The sequence below is a fragment of the Megasphaera massiliensis genome (assembly GCF_000455225.1).
GTDB lineage: Bacteria > Bacillota > Negativicutes > Veillonellales > Megasphaeraceae > Megasphaera > Megasphaera massiliensis.
Window position 1 is genome coordinate 1,147,416 of the sequence record NZ_HF954537.1, and the last position, 21,082, is coordinate 1,168,497.

The following is a 21,082-nucleotide window of genomic DNA, read 5'->3' on the forward strand; positions in this document are numbered from 1 at the left end:
ATTTTGTGTGAGCTTTTTTTATACCCTTTTTACAGAAAACCGTCAAAAAAAATCCCTCCGCACGAAGCGAAGGGATCGAAGATACTTATAATTTTCCGATATCTTTCAAGTACTGCTGGCATTTTTCGCGGATTTCCGGATTGGCTTCGACTAAAGGCAGGCGAAGGGGGCCGGCGGGAAAAGCGAGCATATTGACCATGGTCTTAATGGGAACCGGGCTGACCGTGCAGAAGACGCCTTTCATGAAGGGCAGGTATTTCTGATGAAGGGCAGCGGCCTTTTTGACGTCGCCGTCTTTATAGGCCTGAATCATGGCATCCATTTCCTTACCGATGACGTGGCCGGCAACGGTGATGACACCTTCGCCGCCGACAGCAACGATAGGCAGGGTCAAATTGTCTTCGCCGCTGTAAAGGTGGAAGCCTTCCGGAGCATTGGCAGCGACGTAACCGGCGAAGTCGAGGCTGGCGCTGGCGTCTTTGAGGCCGATGATGTTGTCATAGTCACGAGCCAGTCGGCAGACCGTTTCCGGTTCGATACTGCCGCCGGTACGGCCCGGTACGTTGTAGATGAAAAACGGCAGGGACGTCGCCTTGGCAATGGCTGCAAAGTGGGCGTAACAGCCGTCCTGGTTCGGTTTATTGTAATACGGTACGATGCACAGCAAGAGATCGACACCGGTGGCTTCGGCCTTTTTAGCGATGGCAATGGACTCAGCCGTATTATTGGTACCGACATTGCCCATGATAAGGGTCTTGCCTTTCAATTCGTCGGCAACGACTTTAAAAAGCTTGAGCTTTTCTTCTTCGGTCATGACGGCTCCTTCACCGGTCGTAGCACCAAGGAGGATGCCCGAACCTTCGTCGGCATACTTCTTAGCCAGTTCGACAGCGGCTTCATAATTGACGGAACCGTCCTGATTGAAAGGCGTTATCATAGCAATGATGATATTCGGAAAGGTTAACATAAAGATTCATCTCCCATCGTGATCTCAGTGAATCATATCGTGATCCAGCATATATTCGGCAATCTGCAGGGCGTTGAGGGCTGCACCCTTGCGGATCTGGTCGCCGGAAACCCAGAGGTTGACCGCCTTCGGATTGTATAAATCTTTGCGAATACGGCCGACGTAGCAGTCGTATTTTTCCGACGTAAATAAAGGCATAGGATATTCCATCGCTGCCGGATCGTCCTGAACCTGAGCGCCTGGGAAGGCATCGATGGCTTTACGAACGGCATCGACGGTCAATTCATCAGCCGTTTCTACGTAAATCGATTCGGCATGGCTGCGGAAAACAGGCACGCGGACTGTCGTCGCCGTAATGGCAATAGAGTCGTCATGAAGCATTTTGTGCGTTTCGTTGACCATCTTCATTTCTTCCTTAGTATAATCGTCTTCTACAAACTTATCAATTTGCGGAATGAGATTAAAGGCAATGGGATAGTGCTTCGGCAGGCTCTTGCTGGGCAAGATTTTCGGTTCCATCTCCCGACCGGCTAAGAAAGCTTCCGTTTCTTCGCGCAGTTCGTCGAGCCCTTCTTTCCCGGCACCGGACACAGCCTGATAGGTGCTGACGATGATCCGTTTGATGGGCGACAGATCATGAATCGGTTTCAAAGCCATGAGCATGATAATCGTCGAACAGTTCGGATTGGCAATGATGCCCTTATGAAGGGCTATATCGTCCGGATTGACTTCGGGAACGACCAAGGGGACGTCGGGATCCATGCGGAAAGTGCTGGAGTTGTCAATGACGACGCAGCCGCGTTTCGCCGCTTCCGGTCCCAGTTCTTTACTGACCGAGCCGCCGGCAAAGAGTCCGATATCTACCCCATCGAAGGATTCCGGCTTGGCTTCTTCAACGGTATATTCCTTGCCATTGACCGTCAACTTCTTGCCGGCCGAACGGTGGGATGCCAACAACTTCAATTGGCTGTACGGGAATTTTCGTTCTTCAATCAGGCGGATAAATTCTTGGCCTACGGCACCTGTGGCACCTAAAATCGCTACTACCGGTTCTTTCGTCATAACAAACTTCCTTTCCTCATGGTTCTTTATTTATAAATAGTTTTCCAGCCCGAAGACGAGTCCCGGACGGGAGCTTACTTTCTTAACGGCTAAGATGACGCCGGGCATGAAAGATTTACGGTCGATCGAATCGTGACGAATCGTCAGTAATTCGCCGTATCCCCCGAAGAGGACCTGCTGGTGGGCTACGTATCCCGGCAGACGGACACTGTGAATGGGAATGCCGGCAACAGAAGCACCGCGGGCCCCGTCCAGGCTTTCATGGGTCTTGTCCGGAGCTGCCTTAACACCGGCAGCTTTCCGCGCTTCATCGATTTTATCAGCCGTCATGATGGCCGTCCCCGACGGAGCGTCGAGTTTATTGTTGTGGTGGAGCTCGATGATTTCAACGTCCGGCAGATAGGGCGCGACTTCCGTCGACAACTTCATCATCAAAACGGCGCCGATGGAAAAGTTCGGTGCAATGAAGATACTGGTCTTCTTTTCCAAAGCCAGGGCATGGAGCTCATGGCGCTGTTCGGCCGTAAGTCCCGTCGTACCGACGACCATGTTGATGCCGTGAGCTATGCAGGTTTTAGCATTTTTAAAAATGACGGCAGGCGTCGTAAAATCGACGACGACGTCCGGCTTAATATCGTCAAGGGCCTTGGCAAAATCGCCTTCGATGGCAAGGCCTAAATGACCGATACCTGCGACTTCGCCGACGTCTTCCCCGACGTGGTCGATACTGACACCGCCGGCGACGGTCAGTTCCGGATCTTCAAAAACGGCTTTGACGACCTGGCTTCCCATGCGGCCGTCTGCCCCATTTACTAATACACGAAGCATATTGATTCCCCCTGTAGTTTTATGATTTGATAGCGTATTTTTATTTTAAAATTATCTTTAACTATATACCTATCGCGGACATTCGTCAACCTGTATCTGTCACTTCGAAGGCTGCCTTACGATCCCTTCACCTGTTGTACGATCTGTCTGGCCGCTTCAATACTGGCTTTTGTCGTATCGTTGCCGGCAAACATGCGGGCGATTTCAAGGACGTGTTCACCGTCAGAAAGGCTGCGTACCTGGGTGACCGTCCGACCGTCGGCTTCCTTCTTATAGATGAAGAAATGGTGGTCGGCAATGGCCGCCGTCTGCGGCAAGTGGGTGATACAGAAAATCTGTCCTCGGCCGGCGAGTTTCCGGATATGGTCGGCGACCTGAAGGCCCGTCTGACCGCTGATGCCGACGTCAATTTCATCGAAAATCATGGTCTTATCGGCATCCTGGCCGGACCCGGTCGTCTTCAAGGCCAAGGCAATACGCGAGACTTCACCGCCGGAGGCAATTTTTGCCAAGGGCTGCATAGCTTCCCCCGTATTGGCCGAAAAATAAAGTTCAATGCCGGAAGCACCGTCCGGTGAAATTTCCTTCATAGGCTCTATGTGGAAGGCAATGCGGCTATTGGGCATACCGAGCTTGTTTAAGGTCTCAGTCATAACCTTGCTGAACCGGGCATCGGCTTTATGGCGCAAATCCAGTAAAACCCCTGCCTGATGCCGTACAGCCTCCGCTTCTTTCGCCAGCTGCGCCTCGAGTTTTGCCAAGTGGCTTTCCGACTGGTCAAGGCGTTCATAGTCTTCCTTGGCTTTGGCCAAAAACTGCAAAATGTCAGCCACGGTGACGCCGTATTTGCGCTTTAATTTTTCAATGGCTGCCATGCGAGACTGCATGGCGTCCAAAGCGTGCTCGTCGAAGTCGAAGGAATCGGCATAGCGAAGAAGAGCATCGTGGATATCTTCGATTTCATAGGACAAGGTTTCTACCTTTCCTGACAAGGCACTGAAGGTATCGTCGTAGGTCGAGGCCTTCTCGAGGCTGCGGTGAATCGTCTCTAACTGTTCGATAGCCCCGGTCTGACGCTCGCCGCCTTCTAACGCAAAGATGGCATCCCGCAGATTATCCTTCAGGTGTTCCGCATGGGACGCCTTATTGATCTTTCCTTCAAGCTCATCGTCTTCGCCTTCCTTTAACTCCGCCCCTTCGATTTCTTTGATTTGAAAGGCCAGGATACTGAGCATCCGAGCCTTTTCGCCTTCATCGCGGCGCAGGGCCTTGATGGCCCCTTCCGTTTTATGCCACGTGCCATAGAGCTCGTCATACGTTTCTCTGGCCTTACGGACGTCGTCATTGAGGCCGTCTAAAATGGCGACGTGATAGGCAGGATTAAAGATGAGGCTGTTGTCAAACTGGCCGTGAATATCGAGAAGATAATCGCCTACGCGGCGCAGGACCGCCGTCGGCACCAAGGTGCCGTTAACCAGAATGGTCCCCCTTCCGCTGCGCTGGAACTGCCGGGAAATGATGAGCTGTCCCTCGTCAACTTCGATGTGATTATCTGCCAAAAGGGCTGCCAATTCGGCAGGCATATCGGCAAAAAAGAACGAGCCTTCGACGAGAAAGCCCTCGGTGCCGTGGCGGACGAAGGAGGCCGACGCCCGTTTTCCGGCCAACATACCGATGGCGTCGAGGAGAATCGATTTGCCGGCCCCTGTTTCGCCGGTAAAAATCGTCACTCCGTCCTCTAAGTCCAAATGCAGGTCTTCAATCAGCGCAAAGTTATGAATGTGCAGGGACTGCAGCATAAGAACCTCATTCCTTCATCAACGATACGATCAATTTAATCAATTTAGGAACTGTTTCTGTGTCTTTCACAATGAGCAGGACCGTGTCGTCGCCGGCTAAGGTACCGATGACGTTTTCCCAGCGGGCATGGTCCATAGCAGCGGCAATATGGTTGGCCGATCCCGGCAGGGTATGGACGATGATCTGATTGTAAGCCGAATCGACGCGGACGATGGAGTCCTGGAAGAGACGGGCCATGCGGTTCTTGGACATGAGCATGTTCTGTTCCGGCGACAAAGCATAGCGATAATGGCCGTCACTGGTCGGGACCTTGATCAGCATCAGTTCTTTGATATCACGAGACACCGTCGCCTGGGTGACTTCAATGCCTTCTTCCTGCAGTGCCTTGGCTAATTCCTCCTGTGTTTCAATCGGTCTGGACTGGACAATCTCTTTAATCTTTGTGTAGCGAAATCTTTTCATAATGACCTTTCCCTCTCTTCTGTACGACATATAATAAGGGCGGACAGTGGACCTCATTGACGGGTTTCCACGACGAGACGTGAAAGGCCCCTTGGGGTACGTCCTTCAAAAATGATTGCAGCGCTCTTTCTTCCTGAGCGCCGGCCTCAGTACCGGGATAAGCTGCTATTATAATTATCCCATTTATCGCAATTTTATTCAAGCCTATTTTTAGAGCCCTTAGTGTTATTTCATAATCCGTATGGATATGATGGTCTCCGGACGGCAAATAGCCCAAATTGAATACCATGACATCGATGCCGTCAGGGACCGTTTCCAAGAGTTCGTCATGAGAGCCACACTGGCAGCGGACATCGCGGTCGGTCAGCTTTTCTTCCAGAAGCCGCTGTTTCGTCCGTTCAACGGCACAGGGCTGTATATCAAAGGCATAGAGGACGGCATCGGCCGGCATGAGTTTTGCCAAAAAAGCCGTATCATATCCGTTCCCACAGGTCATATCGACAATCACTCCGGCCCGGCGGACATAGGGATCGAGGAGCATGTGCGATACCGTAACGGCATTGCGGAATGGATACATATCAATCATTTCCCATCATCTTAGTAAATAAATTACTATAAAAATAATTTTGGTTAAAACGAATCAGTTTCAGTACGTGATCGGCTTTTCGGATTTCAAGGGTCATATTGCCCATCAATTCCTGATCCATCACGCCGTCAACGGAGACGCGGACGCTGTTGCGGCTGTGGGCCGACGTGACTGAAATCTGATCGTCGTCGCGCAGGACCAGGGGTACTTTCAGGAGCAGATGCGGACAGATTGGCGTTACCATGATGCAGGGCACACTCGGCGCTGCAATGGGGCCGCCGCTCGAAAACGTATAACCCGTGCTGCCCGTCGCCGTCGATACGATGAGGCCGTCACCGGGATACTGCTGAATAAAATGACCGTTGATGCTGAGGTCGACGCGGATCAATTTGCCGACATTTCCGTGGCCGATGACGATATCATTTAAGGCATCGGGAAGAGACTGAATCATACCGTCTTCGTAGCACAGATCGGCATGGAGCATCATCCGTTCTTCGAGGAAATATTTTCCGGCCAGGATATCGTCCAGACGCTGTTCGAGGTTCCGCGTTTCGACTTCATAGAGGAACCCCAAGGAACCGAGGTTGATGCCGCAAATGGGGACGTCTGCCGAAGCAAATTTATTGGCCATCTTAAGAATCGTCCCGTCGCCGCCGAGAACCATGGCGATATCGATGGTGTCGTAAATCGTCATTCGCGGCCGGAAATGGTCGGCTGCAATTTCCTGATAGGCCGGCTGACAGCTCTCACTGACGTAAGCCGGCAAGTAGTATTCAAGACCCCGGGCTTCACAAATCCGGATGAGTTCTTTGACGATCGCTGCGCTTTCGCGTTTAACAAGGTTCGGAAAAATACCGATACGCATGAGAAATCACCTACATTTCATGAGATTTACCGACAATATCTTCGACGACGTCATCGGTGATATCGTTGTGACAAGGTTCATCTTTACGGCTGTACAACAGATATTCGATATTGCCGTCGGCCCCCTTTATCGGGGAAAACGTGAGCCCCAGCGGCGACAGCCCGTTTTCGGCGATGCCGTCGACGACGCGGCGGATGACGTCACGATGGACGGTGATATCGCGGACGATACCACCCTTGCCGACGTGTTCCCGCCCGGCTTCAAACTGAGGTTTTATAAGGGATACCATGACGCCGCCCGGTGCCAGAAGGGGCACGACGGCCGGCATGATTTTGAGGAGGGAAATAAAGGAGACGTCGATGGAAATGAAGTCCACGGGCTCGCCGATATCGGAAACGGTGACGTTGCGGATATTGGTCCGTTCCATATTGACAACGCGCTCATCGGTCCTGAGTTTCCAAGCCAACTGACCGTAGCCGACGTCGACGGCAAAGACTTTCACGGCGCCGCGCTGAAGGGCACAGTCTGTAAAGCCGCCTGTCGAGGCGCCGATATCCATCATCGTCTTTCCCGTAAGGTCGATGGGAAATATTTCCATCGCTTTTTCTAATTTCAGGCCACCGCGGCCGACGTAGGGAATGGGATTGCCTTTGACGGTGATTTCTACGTCGTCGGCCAGTTTGGTACCGGCCTTATCGACGCGCTGATTGTCAACGAAAACCAGGCCGGCCATGATGGTAGCCTTGGCTTTTTCCCGACTTTCAGACAAGCCGCGGTTGACGAGGAGTACGTCCAGTCTTTCTTTATGCTGCATACGATCTTACCTCTCCTATCATTAATGGACCCGGGTCAGCAGGTGTTCGACGAGTTCCTTCAGGAACCAGGCCTTGTCCCCTAAGGGTTCAAGGGCCATAACGGCTTTATCAGCCGCATCGCGCGCCATTTTCCGCGCTTCTTCGAGGGAAAATATGGTGACATACGTCGCCTTGTCGTTTTTAAGGTCGCTGCCGACGGGTTTTCCCAAAAGGGCTTCGTCGCCGACGACATCGAGGATATCATCGGTAATCTGGAAGGTCAGTCCCATATAGGTCGCGTATTCATCGAGGGCCTTTCGGACGGCCGGTTCGGCCTCAGAAACGATGGCCGCCATATCGATGGCCGCTTTGAAGATGACTCCCGTCTTAGAACGATGGAGGAGTTCCATCCCTTCCCGACCGATTTCCATCTTGCCGTCTGACGCCAGGTCAAAGGCCTGACCGCCGACCATGCCGGAAGGACCGGCTGCCTCGGCAATGACGGCAATACAGCGGTTCAGTTTATCCGGATCCATGTCCTTCTGACGAGCCAGGAGTTCAAAGGCAAAGGTCAAGAGGCCGTCACCGGCGAGAGTGGCAATGCCCGGCCCGTACATAACGTGATTCGTCGGTTTGCCCCGGCGCAGATCATCGTTATCCATGCAGGGCAAATCGTCGTGAATCAAAGAATAGGTATGGATACATTCCAGGGCACAGGCCATTTCCGTATAAGGCGCCGCATCATGCCCCAAGGCTTCGATCGTCGCCAACATGAGAACCGGGCGGATCCGTTTGCCGCCGGCCATGAGGCTGTAATTCATCGATTCATACAAGGTCCCAAACTGGGGCTGCTTCGTCTGAAGAAGCTGTTTAAGGACTGTTTCGATATGATTCTTTTTATCGTTCAAATAGTCTTTAAACATCATAAGTCCAGCACTCCTTCTGCCACATCAGCCGTTTCGTCGCCTTTATCGACCATGGCCGCTGCTTTCTGGCGGGCATAATCCAAGGCGTCTTCGCAGTCCTTGGACAATTTAACGGCCTTTTCATATAAATCGAGGGACTGTTTCAGCGTCAAATCCGGCGCTTCGAGGTCGCGGACGAGCTGTTCCAGTTTCTCGTAATTGCTTTCAAAATTTTTCAGTTTATCCGTCGTTCTTGCCATATCGCTTCACCTCTTTCACGTCTGTCACAATCGTACCGTCGACGAGCTGTATTTCAAGGGGTTTGTCGGCGGCTACGCTGTCGATGGCGGTAATGATTTTTCCGTCCTGTACGAGCTGGCCGTAGCCGCGGCGCACGAGGTTTTCCGGATTCAGGCCGTCCAGGCGGCCTTTTAAGGCCAGAATTCTACTCTGTCCTTGTTCGAGCTGCCGCTGCCACTGATGGCCGGCACCTTCCATGAGCAAGGCCAATTGAGCCTTTTTCATTTCCAAAAAGCGTTCATAGTGCGGCAGGTTAAGCCGGCCGGCCGCGGCGTCGACGCGGCGCTTTTCACTGTCGATACGCCGCACGATGATGTCATAGGCCCGTTCCGCCAAGGCGGCTAAGTCGAGCTGGGCTTCCTCAAAATCAAAAAAAGCCAGTTCTGCCGCATGGGTCGGTGTCGCCGCCCGTACATCGGCGGCATAGTCGGCCAAGGTCGTATCCGTTTCATGACCGATGGCCGTAATAACCGGGACCTTAGCCCCATAGATGGCCTTTACGACAGCCGGGCTGTTGAAGCACCACAGGTCTTCCATCGATCCGCCGCCGCGGCCGACGATGAGAATGTCCAAGTCTTTTCGCTTGCCCATCTCATCGATGGCAGCGGCGATGGTCTTATCGACGCCTTCTCCCTGGACGGGGATGGGTCGGAGGACGATGTCGGCAAAGGGATTTCTTTCTCCGGCAATGCGGCGGATATCATGGAGAACGGCACCGGTCGCTGAAGTCAGGACCCCGATGCGCCAGGGAAAGCGAGGCAGTTCTTTTTTATGGGAACTGTCGAAATAGCCCTTGGCCTCCAGGTCTTTCTTAATCTGTTCGTACTGAGCCTGGAGGGATCCCGTCCCCTGGGAAAAGAGCTGTTCAATGATAAAGGACAGGGCGCCGCCTTTTTCATAGACGTTGACGGCGCCGATGACGACGACGTGATCCCCTTCGCGCAGGGCCCTTACGGCAGCCGTAACCCGACTGCGAAAGACAATAGCCCGTAGAGAACAGGCTTCATCGCGGATATTCATATAATAATGGCCGTTAGATGCCTGCTTCAAACCGATGACGTTGCCTTCCATGGCAATGCTCTGCAGTCGGTAATCCTTCTGTATATCCTCTTTAATGCGGCGGACGACGTCCGTAACCGATGCATATTTCATCATTTCTTCCCTTCCTGTAGGGCCGCCCAAAAAGCAGCTCCCGAAGCATTGTCGGCACTGAATCCGTCCTCGGCAAGGTCGAGTCGGATGTGCTTTTTTTGGCAGTATGTGCCCAGTTCTTGGCGCAGATAGGCATTGGACATGACGCCGCCGGCCGCGACGAGGTGGGTCATGCCGTCAGAGACGGCGTAATCGAGGAGGCGATGAAGTCCCCTCCAAACCGTAGCCAGCGTCCAGCGGCAGAGTCGAGGTATATCGGCGTCCCCGTCCTTTAAAAACCGCTGACCCTGTGATTCGGGACCGGAAAAACTGACTTCACCGTCTTTAAAAAAGACCGAGGCTCCTTTGAGGGTTCCCGAAAACGACTGTGCCATCTTATCGACGTGGACACCGGCCGGAAATGGCAGATTCATGGCGACGCCCATGCGGTCGATGAACTGGCCGGCGCTGATGTCGCTCGTACCGCCGATGCGGGTGATGTCAAGGCCTTTATCGTCGGCAACGGCTCGGACGAGCTCCGTCGTACCGCCAGAGAGATGGATACCGTAAAAAGGCTCTTTTTCGATTTTCCCCAAACTGCGAAGAACAGCCAGCAAATGATTTTCCTGATGGCTCAAGCGGTATAAGGGTACCTGTAAGACGGCCGAGAGAGCCCGGGCATACCCGAGGCCTGCCAAAAAAGCCGGCATATACGAGTCGTCCCGGCGCCGTGGCTGGTCGGTCACGGCAATAGCCCGAATCCGGCGCGTCTTCAGTACTGCTGCCGCCCGTTCAAAGAGAACCGGCAGGTTGCGCGTATGCTGATAGACCATGTTCGACTGGGACAGGCCGCGGCCGCCTTTGGGAACCGTCAGGATGATCCGTTCATCAGCAGCGACGCCATAGGTTTCATCGACCAGGCACAGGGACGTCGTATAGCAGCTGGTATCGATACCGAGATAGGTATCCATCAGTCTTTCGACCTTACGTAGGCGCCGAGGATGCCGTTGACGAATTTCGCCGACTTATCGCCGCTGAATTCCTTGGCCAGGATAATGGCTTCATTGAGTACAATGGACGGCGCCAACGTTTCTTTCGGGTAGACCAGTTCGCACAGAGCCAAGCGCAAAATATTGCGGTCGATGCGGTTCATCCGTTCAATTTCCCAGCCTTTGACGAAGGGACGGATGATGTCGTCCAATTCAGCACGATGAGCCGTCGTCGTTTCGACGAGGTACTGGCTGTACGTATGCCGTTCCGATTCGCTGAGTTCCGGACCGTCTTCAGTCAGCATATCCGTCGTGATGAAATCGCTTTCCATGATTTCATGTTCGTGGTACTGAATGTCGTTTTCTTCGTGAAATTCACGGGAATATAAGAGTTCGAGCGCCTCTTGGCGCGCTTTATGTCTGCTCACAAAAAACCTCCTGTTGGTAACTAATCTGCCGGCGGCAGTACCAAATCTTCTATAGTAACAGAAATATCAAGGCCCTTCGGGTCGGCCATATCCTGCACAGCCCCGGCGGTACACTTTTGGATGGCGAGGGCCAACTCATGCAGGTTAACACCATAGACAGCACGGATGCCCAAGCGAAGGGAGACACTGCCGTCTTTTACGGAAACACTGCAGCGGGTCACGGCCGTGACGCCGTCCACGTCTTTGGCCGCCGTTTCGGCAATGTTGCGCAGGGCCTTATCACTGACGGCATAAGCAAAGTCCTGATTGTCATCCATCTTGACCGGCCTCCTCGAAAACCACTTGCTGGACGATGATGTGAACGGCCGCAACGGGGCAGGCCGTCACCTTTTCAACGGCGTCTTTGACCGTCTTTTGGACTTCCAAGGCGACGTCAGGGATGCGGCAGCCATAGCGGATGAGCAGCCGGACGGTCAACTCAATCACCTGTCCGTCAATGGAGACATCGACACCGTGATTAGGCCGTGTCCGGCCCAGTTTTTCAGCCGCCGCATCGGCAATATTCGTTCCTAAAGCAGCGACTGACGGAACCTTGGCCGCCGTCAGCGAAGCAATGGCGGCAATGACTTGTTGGGAAATGTGAATACTCCCCCATTCATTGACTTCTGTCGTTTCCATGGACATCACCTCTTTCATCCAAAAAAAGGGGCTGTCGCACGCGCGAAGCCCCTTGAATACCCTATGCTAGCGGCTAACACGGTAATCCGTTAACCTTAAGCTCTGCCGATATACTGGCCGGTTCTCGTATCGATTTGGAGAACTTCGCCTTCATTGATAAAGAGCGGTACTTTGACGACATAACCCGTTTCAAGCGTGGCCGGTTTGCTGCCGCCGGTAGCTGTATCACCACGGACGCCGGGGTCGGTTTCGATGACTTTAAGTTCAACGGAAGCCGGCAAATCGATGCCGATGACCTTGCCTTTGAACATCATGACCGATACATTCATTTCTTCTTTGAGGAAGTTAGCTGCATCACCCAAGGCATCTTTGTTCAATTCAATCTGTTCATACGTTTCATTATCCATGAAACAGTACATGCCTTCATTTTCATAAAGGTACTGCATCTGGCGGCGGTCGACGTGGCCGTCCTGAACCTTTTCGCCGGCATTCCATGTGCGTTCGATAACGGCACCGGTTTCGAGGTTTTTAATCTTAGCGCGTACGAAGGCAGCGCCCTTACCCGGTTTTACATGCTGAAATTCAACAACCTGCCATACCTGGCCGTCGATTTCAATCGTTACGCCTGGTCTGAAATCATTACTTGTAATCATGTCTAAACTCCTCCTATAACAGCTCCATCAATTCTTTGGGTGTTTTGGTTAAAATTTCACAGCCGTCGGCTGTTACGGCAACGGAATCCTCAATGCGGACGCCAAACTTGCCTTCTATGTACAGTCCCGGTTCGACCGTGACTATCATATTCTCTTGTAAGACACCGGTCGAGCGAGGTGACAGCACCGGCTGTTCATGGATTTCAAGCCCCGTCCCATGTCCCAGGGAATGGGTAAAATATTGACTGACGTGATAGCGGGCAAAATAATTGCGAACGGCATAGTCAATGGCTCGGCAGGAGCTCCCCGCTCTTACCAGCGATACGCCCATCTGCTGCCCTTCTAAGATGAGATTGTAGAAATCCTTTTGAGCCTCTGTCGCCTTGCCGACAACGACGGTACGGGTAATATCGGAATGATACCCATCCCAAACGGCACCGAAATCAAAGGTAACGAAATCGCCCTTTTCAATGACCTTGGAGCTGGCTGTACCGTGAGGCATGGCCGAGCGCTTGCCCGAGGCGACGATCGTCGTAAAAGATTTTTCTTCAGACCCGAGAAGCAGCATATTGCTTTCAAGTCTGGCGGCCATTTCCTTTTCCGTAACGCCGGGCTTGATGTAAGGCAGGAGGTCCGAAAAGGCCTTGTCGGCGATCTGACTTGCTTTGCGTGTCGCTTCCAGTTCGTACGATTCTTTGACGGCCCGAAGATGGGTCAAATCGCAGGGCAGGAAGCCGCAGAAGGCCCCGTCGGCAATGGCTTCATATAAATAATGGGTCAGAAAATTTTCTTCGTAGGCCGCAACACCGATTTCCATCTCCGTCAGGGATTGGCGTATGGAGCGGGCCAAGGCCCCTTGATGATTTTCGATGTCATACCACGAGCCCGACTGCTGTGCGGCCTGTTCCGTATACCGGGAATCGGTCCACAGTACGGCCTTATCAAGGCCGATGACCAAGGCCCCTTCGCCGCCGGTAAAACCGCTGAAGTAACGCAGGTTTTCGGGCTGAACGATAATGGCGCCGTCGGCATCGTGTGCTTCGAGGAAGGCACGCAAATCGGCAATTCGTTGTTCTATCATACTATCACCTTATATTAATTCAATCATATTTTATAATACCATATTTTATCTTGCCTGAAAAGGAAAAAAATCAAAAGGATATATTCTCCATTATCACGATAAGCTGTCTCGTTCGTCATCCGTGAGCGGACGAAACTCACCGGGGCGCAGCCCTTCGTCGAGAAAGACCGGACCGATAGATTGGCGATGGAGTGCCGTCACCGTAAGTCCGACGGCAGCACACATGCGTTTTACCTGGTGGAATTTTCCCTCTTCAACGACGACGGTAATGGTGTGTTCCCCCGTCTTTTCCGCAGTTGCCGGCAGGCATTCGAGACCGTCAGAAAGGACGATTCCAGAAGCGAAGCGTTCCCCTATATCAGAGGGAATATCGCCTTCGACGACGGCTTCATAGCGTTTGGGCTGATGTTTCTTCGGCGACGTAATGCCATGGGCCCAGGTTCCGTCATTGGTCAAAAACAAGAGGCCCGTCGTATCTTTATCCAACCGGCCGACGGGAAACAGGCGGCTTCCCTGATACCGGCGCGGCAGGAGATCCAAGACCGTCTGCGACACGTTGTCTTCCGTAGCCGACACGACGCCGGCAGGCTTATAGAGCATGAGATAAATATATTCTTCATAAGATACAATCTCTCCGCCGACGGCGACGACGTCCGCTTCCGGATCGACCTTACGACTGCTGTCGCGGCAGATGGCACCGTTTATCGTGACCTGACCGCTCTTACATAAGTCTTTTAATTCCTTTCTCGTCCCCCAGCCCGTATGGCCCAGGAGTTTATCGAGACGCATCGCCTTTCCCATAGGCGCTCCTATAAAGAAGGCATCTTGTCCCACTGGGGCAGATAGCCGGCCGTACCTTCTAAATGACGGGTGCTGTTGAGGAGGGTCAAGACGTTGCGGTCGCCGTAATATTCGACGACATTGAAGGCCGTATTGAACTGTTGGAAGCACCAGATACGGCGCATATCGAGGCCTAAAAGGCCGAAGAGGAGGCAGCGGATGGCCGCTCCGTGGGAGACGATGAACACGCTGTCGCCGTCCTTATGCTTGGCCAGGATGTCTCGGGTTCCCTTTAAAATACGATCCCGGACCTGGCAGAACGATTCGCCGCCCCGAGCCGGCAAGGTCCCGTCTGACGCGTAGACCGCTTCCAGCTCGCCCGGCCACTTGGTCGTAATCTCTTCATACGTATGGCCTTCCCATTCACCAAAATCGGCTTCCTTCAACGATTCATCTGGGATGACCGACAAGCCGTGCGGCGCCGCTACGCATTCCGCCGTGGCCATGGCCCGCTGGAGGGTACTGCTGTATACGGCATCGAGGTGGGTATGGCTGAAAAAGTCACCGAGGTGTTTGGCCTGTTCCAGCCCGTGGGCATTGATGGGTACATCGGTAGAACCTTGGTACCACTGCTGTACATTTCCGTCCGTTTCACCGTGACGCGCTAAATATAATGTAATCATGAATATCCTCCATTATCGAAAATTCATCTAAAAAGCTTCGTGTCGTCCCATCCTTACAAAAAGGACGGACGCCGGAAAATAAGCGCCGTCCCAAGCGAGAGACATAGATATTATAACAGGAAATGAACGGCCTTGCTACCGATAACGACGAGAAGAAGCAAAACCATTTCACTGCCTTCGATGACGGCGCCGTACGTATCGCCTGTGACGCCGCCGAGTTTTCGGCTGATGCCGTGGTTCACCCATAGGGACAAGATCATGGCCGACCCTAAGAGGGCCAAATAAAAAGGCCCGCAAAGGAATACGGGCAAGAGAGCCAGCATCAAGGCCTTCGCCGTCGTATAGGGCGGACCATAGGTCACGAAGGCCTTTCCCAGTCCCTCTTTACGGGCATAGGGAAACTGGAAAATACTGATCAGCGTTCCGAACCGAGCTGCTGCCGGAATGGCCACGAGGCTGAAGACAGCGGCTTTCGGTTCGAGCTGACTCAAAAAAGTCACTTTTAAAAGGACCAAAAAGACGAAGGCCATGACGCCGCCAGAACCGACGCGGCTGTCCTTCATGATGTCCAGCATCCGTTCCCGGCTGCGGCCGGAAAAAAGACCGTCAGCCGTATCCATATAGCCATCGGCATGGAGTCCCCCGGTCACGTAGAACCAAAAGGCCACGACCAAGACGGCGCGGCCAAAAGGATCCAAAATAAACGACAAAGCGCCGTACAAGGCGGCCAATAAAAGGCCGATGATAAGGCCTACGAGAGGAAAGAACATCACTGAACGGCCAAAGTCTTCGTCCGTCCAAACATCCTGCGACGCCAGGTGGATCCGCGATAAAAATTGCAGGGCTATCAGAAAGGCTTTCATGGGTTCACCTCCGGCAGGATCACGGCCCGATGCTTCCATTCCGTCGTAATGCCGCAGACCGACACGTAGACTTCATCGGCCTCGCTGGCCGCTTCCTGATTGATGCGGCCCATAATATCCCGATAGAGACGGCTGACATGCTCCATGGGCACGATGCCGCTTCCCAGTTCATTGGTAACCAAAACAGCCGTTACACCGGCCCTTCGAAAGGCCTTCAAGATGGTCCTAAGCTCCGTCAGAGCCCCATCCAGGAGAACATCGTCACTCTCTCCGTCATGGTCCCACAGATAATTTGAAAAATAAATCGTCAGGCAGTCGACGAGGACGACATCGGCCTGCTTACAAAGGTCGTCGACGACGTCGGGCAAGTGACGGGGAACTTCCCAAGTCGCCCACGATGCCGGCCGGCGCTTCCGATGAAGGGCGATTCGCCGGGCCATTTCATCGTCAGAAACGAAAGCCGTCGCCACATAGGCATGACGGCCGGGCAGGACCGCAGCATAGCGCTCTGCAAAGTCGCTCTTGCCGCTCCGGGCCCCGCCCGTTACCAATACCAGTTTCGAATTCCTCATCATTTCTTGATTTCCGAATACAGATGGAACACTTCGGGCAGGACGATTTTTTCCATGCCGATTTTAATCAGGCTGGGAAGGGCCGGCAGGCAGTAGACCTGACACTGGTGGATGATGCCGGCCGTCGCCCGATAGGCCATAGCCTGAACGCCGCAGACCCGCCGATAGGCAAAGTAAGTCATCATTTCGCCAAAGGCCGGAATCGTTTTATCGAAGAGGGCTTCCACGGTCTCAACGGTCACGTCCCGTTTGGCAATCCCCGTACCGCCGCTGGTAATGACCAGGTCAACACTGCATACCCATTCATGGAGATGGCGTTCAATTTCGGCCCGGTCGTCCTTCACGATCTGATAGTCGACGACTTGGTGGCCGTGCTGTGCCAACAGCGATTGAATGAGCAATCCGTTCGTATCGTCGGAAAAGGTACGGCTGTTGCTGATGGTAAGAATGGCTGCCCGCAACGGGTGTTCTTCTGTTTTTTTGTGATTCAAAGTAAAACCCTCCTAACTCAGGACTCGTACGATGCTGCGATGGAAAAGGGGTCTTGTCCTTCTAAGAGTCCCTGGAGAAAATAAGGAATAAACATTTCGCTGACAACTTGCTTGTCATAGTGCCGCTCTTCGTTGCCGTCGGACACGGTAATTCCCGTTCCGATTGCCAGTCGGACGGCACACTTCGGACTGCCCGTCGGCAAGATATCCCCGTGAGCCCAAAGGACGGTCGCCATAGCCCGCCAAGGATAGGGATCGTCTTCATCCTCGTCGCATTCGGCAACTTCTGCCGCCACGATGAGTCCGTTTTCCCGAGCCAGTTCCGCCGTATGGAAGACGAACTGTGTATATTCATCTTCTGACGTCGCCGCCGCTTCCGAAATATACAGCAAGGGGAAATCTTCCCATAAGACGTGTTCCGAAATAAATTCTTCCGTCGGCGCAATATCGGCTTCTTCTTCGACAAAAGACGTATGCAGGTTGTAAGCCGCACAAATCTCTTCCGCATTGTCGCCGGCGTTGAGCGGATAGACGTGAAACCCTATTTTTTGGAACCCTTCGGTCACGTGAATATCCAGCCCGTGTTTCGATTCATCTTCCTGCCAAAAGACAAAGGGCAGTCCAATGTATATCACATCCACTATTATCACCTCTATACTTATAGTATTCGACCTGATCTGTCTAAACTCCTACTTCTACAATATATATTCTTGTATTGTCTGTCAATTCCTATATAATATATTTATAGCTAATACGGCCTTTCTAAAAAGGCCAGAAAGGAAGTATGCCTTATGTTCAAAAAAACGGCCAGTCTTGCCGTCTCCTTCTTCTTTTTGTTGACCCTTTTCGCATCGGCGAATAATTTTCTCGACAACAATCCCCGCTTCGTCCAAGTCGGCCACGACGATACGACGGAATCGTACATCGACATGAATACGATTCAATCCGTTCGCTACGATCCGCCGTACTACATCATCCGGGCGACGGTCGTGACGTACGATTATGCCAACAATACCTTACAAGGATATGATAACAATTTTTTCTACAATTTTAAATCCCAATCGGTAAAAACGCAGACCTTAGGCGACGTCGGCTACGACCCTGCCGGTAACATCCTGTCTACCCTGGCCCTGGCTAACCCGGAAGTCAAGACGACAGACCGCCTCTCGGCCAACGGCAATGCAGCCAATCGTGCCTTCCGAGCCTGCTACAACATGAATTTTTTCCAAGAATAATACACTGAAAAGGATTGATAGTTATGGATTCCATCATCCACATCGTAACCACCGTCGCTACCATCATCTTCATCGGCGCCGTTCTCTACTCCCTGACGTCGGCCCTTAGAAAAAAGCGGCGCAAGGCAAAGTATGAAAAAGACCTGGTGACCAAGGTCCACGTAAAAGTCGACAATCTCCACCAATACGACATCAAACCGGAAAAGGGCTACTACAAGTATCCCCTTGTCGAAAAGGGAAAACTCCGCCGCTTCCCCCAGCACTTTACGAGTATCGCCATCGAGCTTGCCAATGAGCAGCCTTACTCCATCTGTCTCCTGGCTCTGGCCGAATTTGATAAGGGCGAGATAAAAGACACGCGGTACTTCTACATCCGTCCGCCTGAAAACAACTTGTCCGCTACGGGAGGCCGACATCGCTGGGAAGACTTGTCTAAAGCCGATGAGTTCGGCGAATACTGGCAGGCCGGTCTTGAAAAACTCATCGAAGGCAAGACCCTCATCGCCCACAACGCCCCCTTCGTCCTGGGCTGCCTGACCCATGCCCTTCACATTTACGGCATCAAGGCCCCGTCCTTCCGCTATGCCGACACGATGGAAGCCGCCAAAAAATACTACCATTTCTCTTCCAATAAGATCGAAAACATCTGCGATGAAATGGACATCAAGACCGAGGAAGGCAATCTTCTCAGCCAGGCCATCGGAATTGGGAAATTCTTCCTGGAGGCCAAGAAAGACTATCCTCTCTACCTGCCGTCTCTGACCTACATCGAAAAAGAACCGACCGATGACGATCGAAAAGCGGCCTACATCGCCGCCGTCGAACGAGAAGAAGGTACGCCGGAAGAAATGGCGGCCCCGGAAAAACCGGATTTGGCTCTCGTTAAAGACCTGGTCGACACGGGATGCATCACCGCGGGAAAACAATCCGGCACCTACTACGCCGTCGACAAAGGCCTTGCTCTATTAGAACAGGCCGACTGACTTCAAACCGAATTCTTATTTTGCACATCAAAAAAGCGCTGTCTTTGAAAGACAACGCTTTTTTTATCATACTCAAATAGTTCTTATTTGGAGTACAATTCGACGATCAGTGTTTCGTTGATTTCTACAGGGATTTCGTCGCGTTCAGGCATACGGGTAAGGGTGCCTTCGAAGCCATCGAAATTCTTTTCAACGTAGGGAACGTCGAATGCTTTTAATTCCTGGAAGGATTTCTTGTACATTTCGTTCGAACGGGAATCTTCTTTCAATGTGATAACCGTACCAACTTTTACGTGTGCCGACGGAATATCGCAGCGTTTGCCATTGACCAAAATGTGGCCGTGGTTGACCATCTGGCGTGCCTGGCGGATAGAGTTAGCAAAACCGATACGGTATACTAAGTTATCCAAACGGCATTCCAGCAATTTCAGCATGTTCTGGCCCGTTACGCCTTCCATCTTCTTGGCTTTATCATAATAACGGACAAACTGACGTTCGAGCAAATTGTAGTATGCGCGAAGTTTCTGTTTTTCCAATAACTGTGTGCCATATTCAGACATTTTTTTCTGACGCTGATCTTTACGTACGCGTTTTAATGCCTTAGGGTGTCCGTACACATTAACTCCGAACCGGCGACATTCCTTAAAACGCGGGTCTCTCCTCGTTGCCATTTTCTACATCACCTCATATTAGTAATTCAAAAAAATAAATTTTGCTCACGCAATGTATTAATGTTACCACAGGGGCATAGGGCCTGTCAAGTGGCTTGGGGCGTCTTTTCCGACCGGTTTCCAGGCCTCCAAAAAGCTGCCGCTAAAAGTATAGCTCACCCTATCAAAAAAAGAAAGGTATCTTCATAAATTCCGAAGAAATCTTGACTTATATCGTACAAGATGCTATACTAGCTTAAAATAAAAGAGATTCATTATTAATTAATAAAACTCAGGAGGTGCCTTATGAATAACTTCACGACAGCCGTTACCAATCGGCGCACAAACTATGCTCTTAGTAAAGACGTTTCTATCTCCCAGGAAACGATTATAAAGACGATTGAAGACATGGTCCGCGAAGTCCCGTCGGCTTTCAACATGCAGTCCGGCAAAGTCGTCGTCGCCTTCGGTGAAACCCACGATAAGATTTGGCAGATCGCCATGGATACCCTTCGCGGCATCGTACCGGCAGCTAATTTCGCTGCAACGGAAGAAAAAATCAATTCCTTTGCCGCCGCGTACGGCACAGTCCTCTATTTTGACGATATCTCCATCGTTGAAAAATTGGCCGACCAATTTCCGCTGTATGCACAGAACTTCCCCATCTGGGGGCAGCAGGCTAACGGCATGATGCAGTTCGCCATCTGGACCGCCCTTACCGACCTCGGCTTAGGTGTCAACCTCCAGCATTACAATCCCCTCATCGACGATGAAGTCAAAAAATTGACCGGTGTGCCGGAAGAATGGAAACTCATCGCTCAGATGCCCTTTGGCCATCCCTTACAGAAACCGGATCCGATCGAAAAGGCTCCCATTGAAGAACGGGTCAAGATTTTCAAATAAGACGCATATCACTCACTCTCCCATCATAACATAGAGAAGGCTCCCTGCCAGGCAGGGAGCCTTTTTCGTTATCGTCGTTTATTATCCTAAGAGATCCTGTTCCTCTGTATGGCGCTTAAACCAAGCTTGGGCATAGGTGCAGCTGGTCGCCGTCTTTTTATTGCGCTTACGGATTTCATCGGCAGCGGCTTTGACCAATTTTCCGGCAGCCCCTTGGCCGCGCAGGCTGTCATCGACGAAAGTATGGACGATGTCATAGTTGCCGTCATCACGCTGGACAAAATCGACTTCACCGACGACCTTTCCCTGTTCATTTTCGATCCAAATCTTATGGTCACTGTATTGTAATTCCATGTTAAAACACTCCTTTCGCAAGGGATGATGAAAAACCAA

The 21,082-nt window shown here is 52.1% G+C and carries 28 protein-coding genes; 3 read left to right on the plus strand and 25 right to left on the minus strand.

Features of this window, described 5'->3' with window-relative positions; all coding sequences use genetic code 11:
- Positions 1-85 precede the first annotated feature (85 nt).
- From dapA to TX77_RS08850, 23 genes are all read right to left on the minus strand, one after another.
- Complete coding sequence (gene dapA, locus TX77_RS08740) at positions 86-967, minus strand: 4-hydroxy-tetrahydrodipicolinate synthase (RefSeq protein ID WP_044504417.1); 882 nt, start codon at positions 965-967, stop codon at positions 86-88.
- A gap of 24 nt (positions 968-991) precedes the next feature.
- A complete protein-coding gene (locus tag TX77_RS08745; RefSeq protein ID WP_044504419.1) occupies positions 992-2,029 on the minus strand; it encodes an aspartate-semialdehyde dehydrogenase in 1,038 nt (345 codons plus the stop codon).
- Positions 2,030-2,059: 30 nt separating this feature from the next.
- The gene (gene dapB, locus TX77_RS08750; RefSeq protein WP_044504420.1) at positions 2,060-2,857 is read right to left on the minus strand and encodes a 4-hydroxy-tetrahydrodipicolinate reductase; all 798 of its coding nucleotides are present in this window, start codon (positions 2,855-2,857) and stop codon (positions 2,060-2,062) included.
- Between the two features lie 116 nt (positions 2,858-2,973).
- Complete coding sequence (gene recN, locus TX77_RS08755; protein ID WP_044504421.1) at positions 2,974-4,656, minus strand: DNA repair protein RecN; 1,683 nt, start codon at positions 4,654-4,656, stop codon at positions 2,974-2,976.
- A gap of 7 nt (positions 4,657-4,663) precedes the next feature.
- On the minus strand, positions 4,664-5,119 hold the full coding sequence (argR, locus tag TX77_RS08760; RefSeq protein WP_044504422.1) for an arginine repressor: 456 nt from the start codon (positions 5,117-5,119) through the stop codon (positions 4,664-4,666).
- Positions 5,091-5,705 carry a tRNA 5-(aminomethyl)-2-thiouridylate-methyltransferase MnmM gene (gene mnmM / locus TX77_RS08765; RefSeq protein ID WP_044504423.1) on the minus strand — a complete coding sequence of 205 codons (615 nt, stop codon included), beginning with the start codon at positions 5,703-5,705 and terminating at the stop codon, positions 5,091-5,093. The genes argR and mnmM overlap by 29 nt, the downstream gene beginning before the upstream one ends.
- Positions 5,698-6,570, minus strand: a complete 873-nt coding sequence (locus tag TX77_RS08770) for an NAD(+)/NADH kinase (protein WP_044504424.1) — start codon at positions 6,568-6,570, stop codon at positions 5,698-5,700. The genes mnmM and TX77_RS08770 overlap by 8 nt, the downstream gene beginning before the upstream one ends.
- 10 nt (positions 6,571-6,580) lie before the next feature.
- Positions 6,581-7,384: a TlyA family RNA methyltransferase gene (locus TX77_RS08775; RefSeq protein WP_044504425.1), complete on the minus strand. Its 804-nt coding sequence runs from the start codon at positions 7,382-7,384 to the stop codon at positions 6,581-6,583.
- Positions 7,385-7,405: 21 nt separating this feature from the next.
- Positions 7,406-8,290 carry a polyprenyl synthetase family protein gene (locus TX77_RS08780; RefSeq protein WP_044504426.1) on the minus strand — a complete coding sequence of 295 codons (885 nt, stop codon included), beginning with the start codon at positions 8,288-8,290 and terminating at the stop codon, positions 7,406-7,408.
- Entirely contained in the window at positions 8,287-8,529 is a 243-nt protein-coding gene (xseB, locus tag TX77_RS08785; protein WP_044504427.1) for an exodeoxyribonuclease VII small subunit, read from the minus strand. Before xseB ends, TX77_RS08780 begins: the two co-directional genes overlap by 4 nt.
- Entirely contained in the window at positions 8,510-9,724 is a 1,215-nt protein-coding gene (gene xseA, locus TX77_RS08790) for an exodeoxyribonuclease VII large subunit (RefSeq protein WP_230198094.1), read from the minus strand. Before xseA ends, xseB begins: the two co-directional genes overlap by 20 nt.
- Positions 9,721-10,671, minus strand: coding sequence for a tRNA (adenosine(37)-N6)-threonylcarbamoyltransferase complex transferase subunit TsaD (locus tag TX77_RS08795; RefSeq protein WP_044504429.1), 951 nt, complete (start codon positions 10,669-10,671; stop codon positions 9,721-9,723). The genes xseA and TX77_RS08795 overlap by 4 nt, the downstream gene beginning before the upstream one ends.
- Positions 10,671-11,117: a transcription antitermination factor NusB gene (gene nusB / locus TX77_RS08800; RefSeq protein ID WP_044504430.1), complete on the minus strand. Its 447-nt coding sequence runs from the start codon at positions 11,115-11,117 to the stop codon at positions 10,671-10,673. Before nusB ends, TX77_RS08795 begins: the two co-directional genes overlap by 1 nt.
- A gap of 20 nt (positions 11,118-11,137) precedes the next feature.
- Positions 11,138-11,434 (minus strand): Asp23/Gls24 family envelope stress response protein, encoded by a 297-nt coding sequence (locus TX77_RS08805; RefSeq protein WP_044504431.1) that lies wholly within the window; start codon positions 11,432-11,434, stop codon positions 11,138-11,140.
- Entirely contained in the window at positions 11,427-11,795 is a 369-nt protein-coding gene (locus TX77_RS08810) for an Asp23/Gls24 family envelope stress response protein (protein ID WP_044504432.1), read from the minus strand. The genes TX77_RS08805 and TX77_RS08810 overlap by 8 nt, the downstream gene beginning before the upstream one ends.
- A gap of 95 nt (positions 11,796-11,890) precedes the next feature.
- Positions 11,891-12,448: an elongation factor P gene (gene efp, locus TX77_RS08815; protein ID WP_044504433.1), complete on the minus strand. Its 558-nt coding sequence runs from the start codon at positions 12,446-12,448 to the stop codon at positions 11,891-11,893.
- A gap of 13 nt (positions 12,449-12,461) precedes the next feature.
- A complete protein-coding gene (locus TX77_RS08820; RefSeq protein ID WP_044504434.1) occupies positions 12,462-13,529 on the minus strand; it encodes a M24 family metallopeptidase in 1,068 nt (355 codons plus the stop codon).
- A gap of 93 nt (positions 13,530-13,622) precedes the next feature.
- Positions 13,623-14,330, minus strand: a complete 708-nt coding sequence (locus TX77_RS08825; RefSeq protein ID WP_044504435.1) for a pseudouridine synthase — start codon at positions 14,328-14,330, stop codon at positions 13,623-13,625.
- Positions 14,331-14,338: 8 nt separating this feature from the next.
- The gene (locus TX77_RS08830; RefSeq protein ID WP_044504436.1) at positions 14,339-14,992 is read right to left on the minus strand and encodes a histidine phosphatase family protein; all 654 of its coding nucleotides are present in this window, start codon (positions 14,990-14,992) and stop codon (positions 14,339-14,341) included.
- Between the two features lie 110 nt (positions 14,993-15,102).
- On the minus strand, positions 15,103-15,855 hold the full coding sequence (gene cobS / locus TX77_RS08835) for an adenosylcobinamide-GDP ribazoletransferase (protein WP_044504438.1): 753 nt from the start codon (positions 15,853-15,855) through the stop codon (positions 15,103-15,105).
- The gene (gene cobU, locus TX77_RS08840; protein WP_230198095.1) at positions 15,852-16,430 is read right to left on the minus strand and encodes a bifunctional adenosylcobinamide kinase/adenosylcobinamide-phosphate guanylyltransferase; all 579 of its coding nucleotides are present in this window, start codon (positions 16,428-16,430) and stop codon (positions 15,852-15,854) included. Before cobU ends, cobS begins: the two co-directional genes overlap by 4 nt.
- Positions 16,427-16,918, minus strand: coding sequence for a MogA/MoaB family molybdenum cofactor biosynthesis protein (locus tag TX77_RS08845; RefSeq protein ID WP_044504439.1), 492 nt, complete (start codon positions 16,916-16,918; stop codon positions 16,427-16,429). The genes cobU and TX77_RS08845 overlap by 4 nt, the downstream gene beginning before the upstream one ends.
- 17 nt (positions 16,919-16,935) lie before the next feature.
- Complete coding sequence (locus tag TX77_RS08850) at positions 16,936-17,553, minus strand: hypothetical protein (RefSeq protein ID WP_230198096.1); 618 nt, start codon at positions 17,551-17,553, stop codon at positions 16,936-16,938.
- Between the two features lie 156 nt (positions 17,554-17,709).
- Here TX77_RS08850 and TX77_RS08855 point away from each other — a divergent pair, with 156 nt between their 5' ends.
- Both TX77_RS08855 and TX77_RS08860 read left to right on the plus strand, forming a co-directional pair.
- Complete coding sequence (locus TX77_RS08855) at positions 17,710-18,153, plus strand: hypothetical protein (RefSeq protein WP_044504441.1); 444 nt, start codon at positions 17,710-17,712, stop codon at positions 18,151-18,153.
- 23 nt (positions 18,154-18,176) lie between these two features.
- Complete coding sequence (locus TX77_RS08860) at positions 18,177-19,136, plus strand: exonuclease domain-containing protein (protein ID WP_044504442.1); 960 nt, start codon at positions 18,177-18,179, stop codon at positions 19,134-19,136.
- Between the two features lie 83 nt (positions 19,137-19,219).
- Here the strand turns inward: TX77_RS08860 and rpsD are convergent, their stop codons facing one another.
- Positions 19,220-19,807, minus strand: coding sequence for a 30S ribosomal protein S4 (rpsD, locus tag TX77_RS08865; protein WP_044504444.1), 588 nt, complete (start codon positions 19,805-19,807; stop codon positions 19,220-19,222).
- Between the two features lie 285 nt (positions 19,808-20,092).
- Between rpsD and TX77_RS08870 the strand changes: the two genes are divergently transcribed.
- Positions 20,093-20,689, plus strand: a complete 597-nt coding sequence (locus TX77_RS08870) for a nitroreductase family protein (RefSeq protein WP_044504445.1) — start codon at positions 20,093-20,095, stop codon at positions 20,687-20,689.
- Between the two features lie 81 nt (positions 20,690-20,770).
- On the opposite strand, the gene TX77_RS08875 is transcribed toward TX77_RS08870, so the two are convergent.
- Positions 20,771-21,082, minus strand: coding sequence for a GNAT family N-acetyltransferase (locus tag TX77_RS08875; protein WP_255304061.1), 312 nt, complete (start codon positions 21,080-21,082; stop codon positions 20,771-20,773).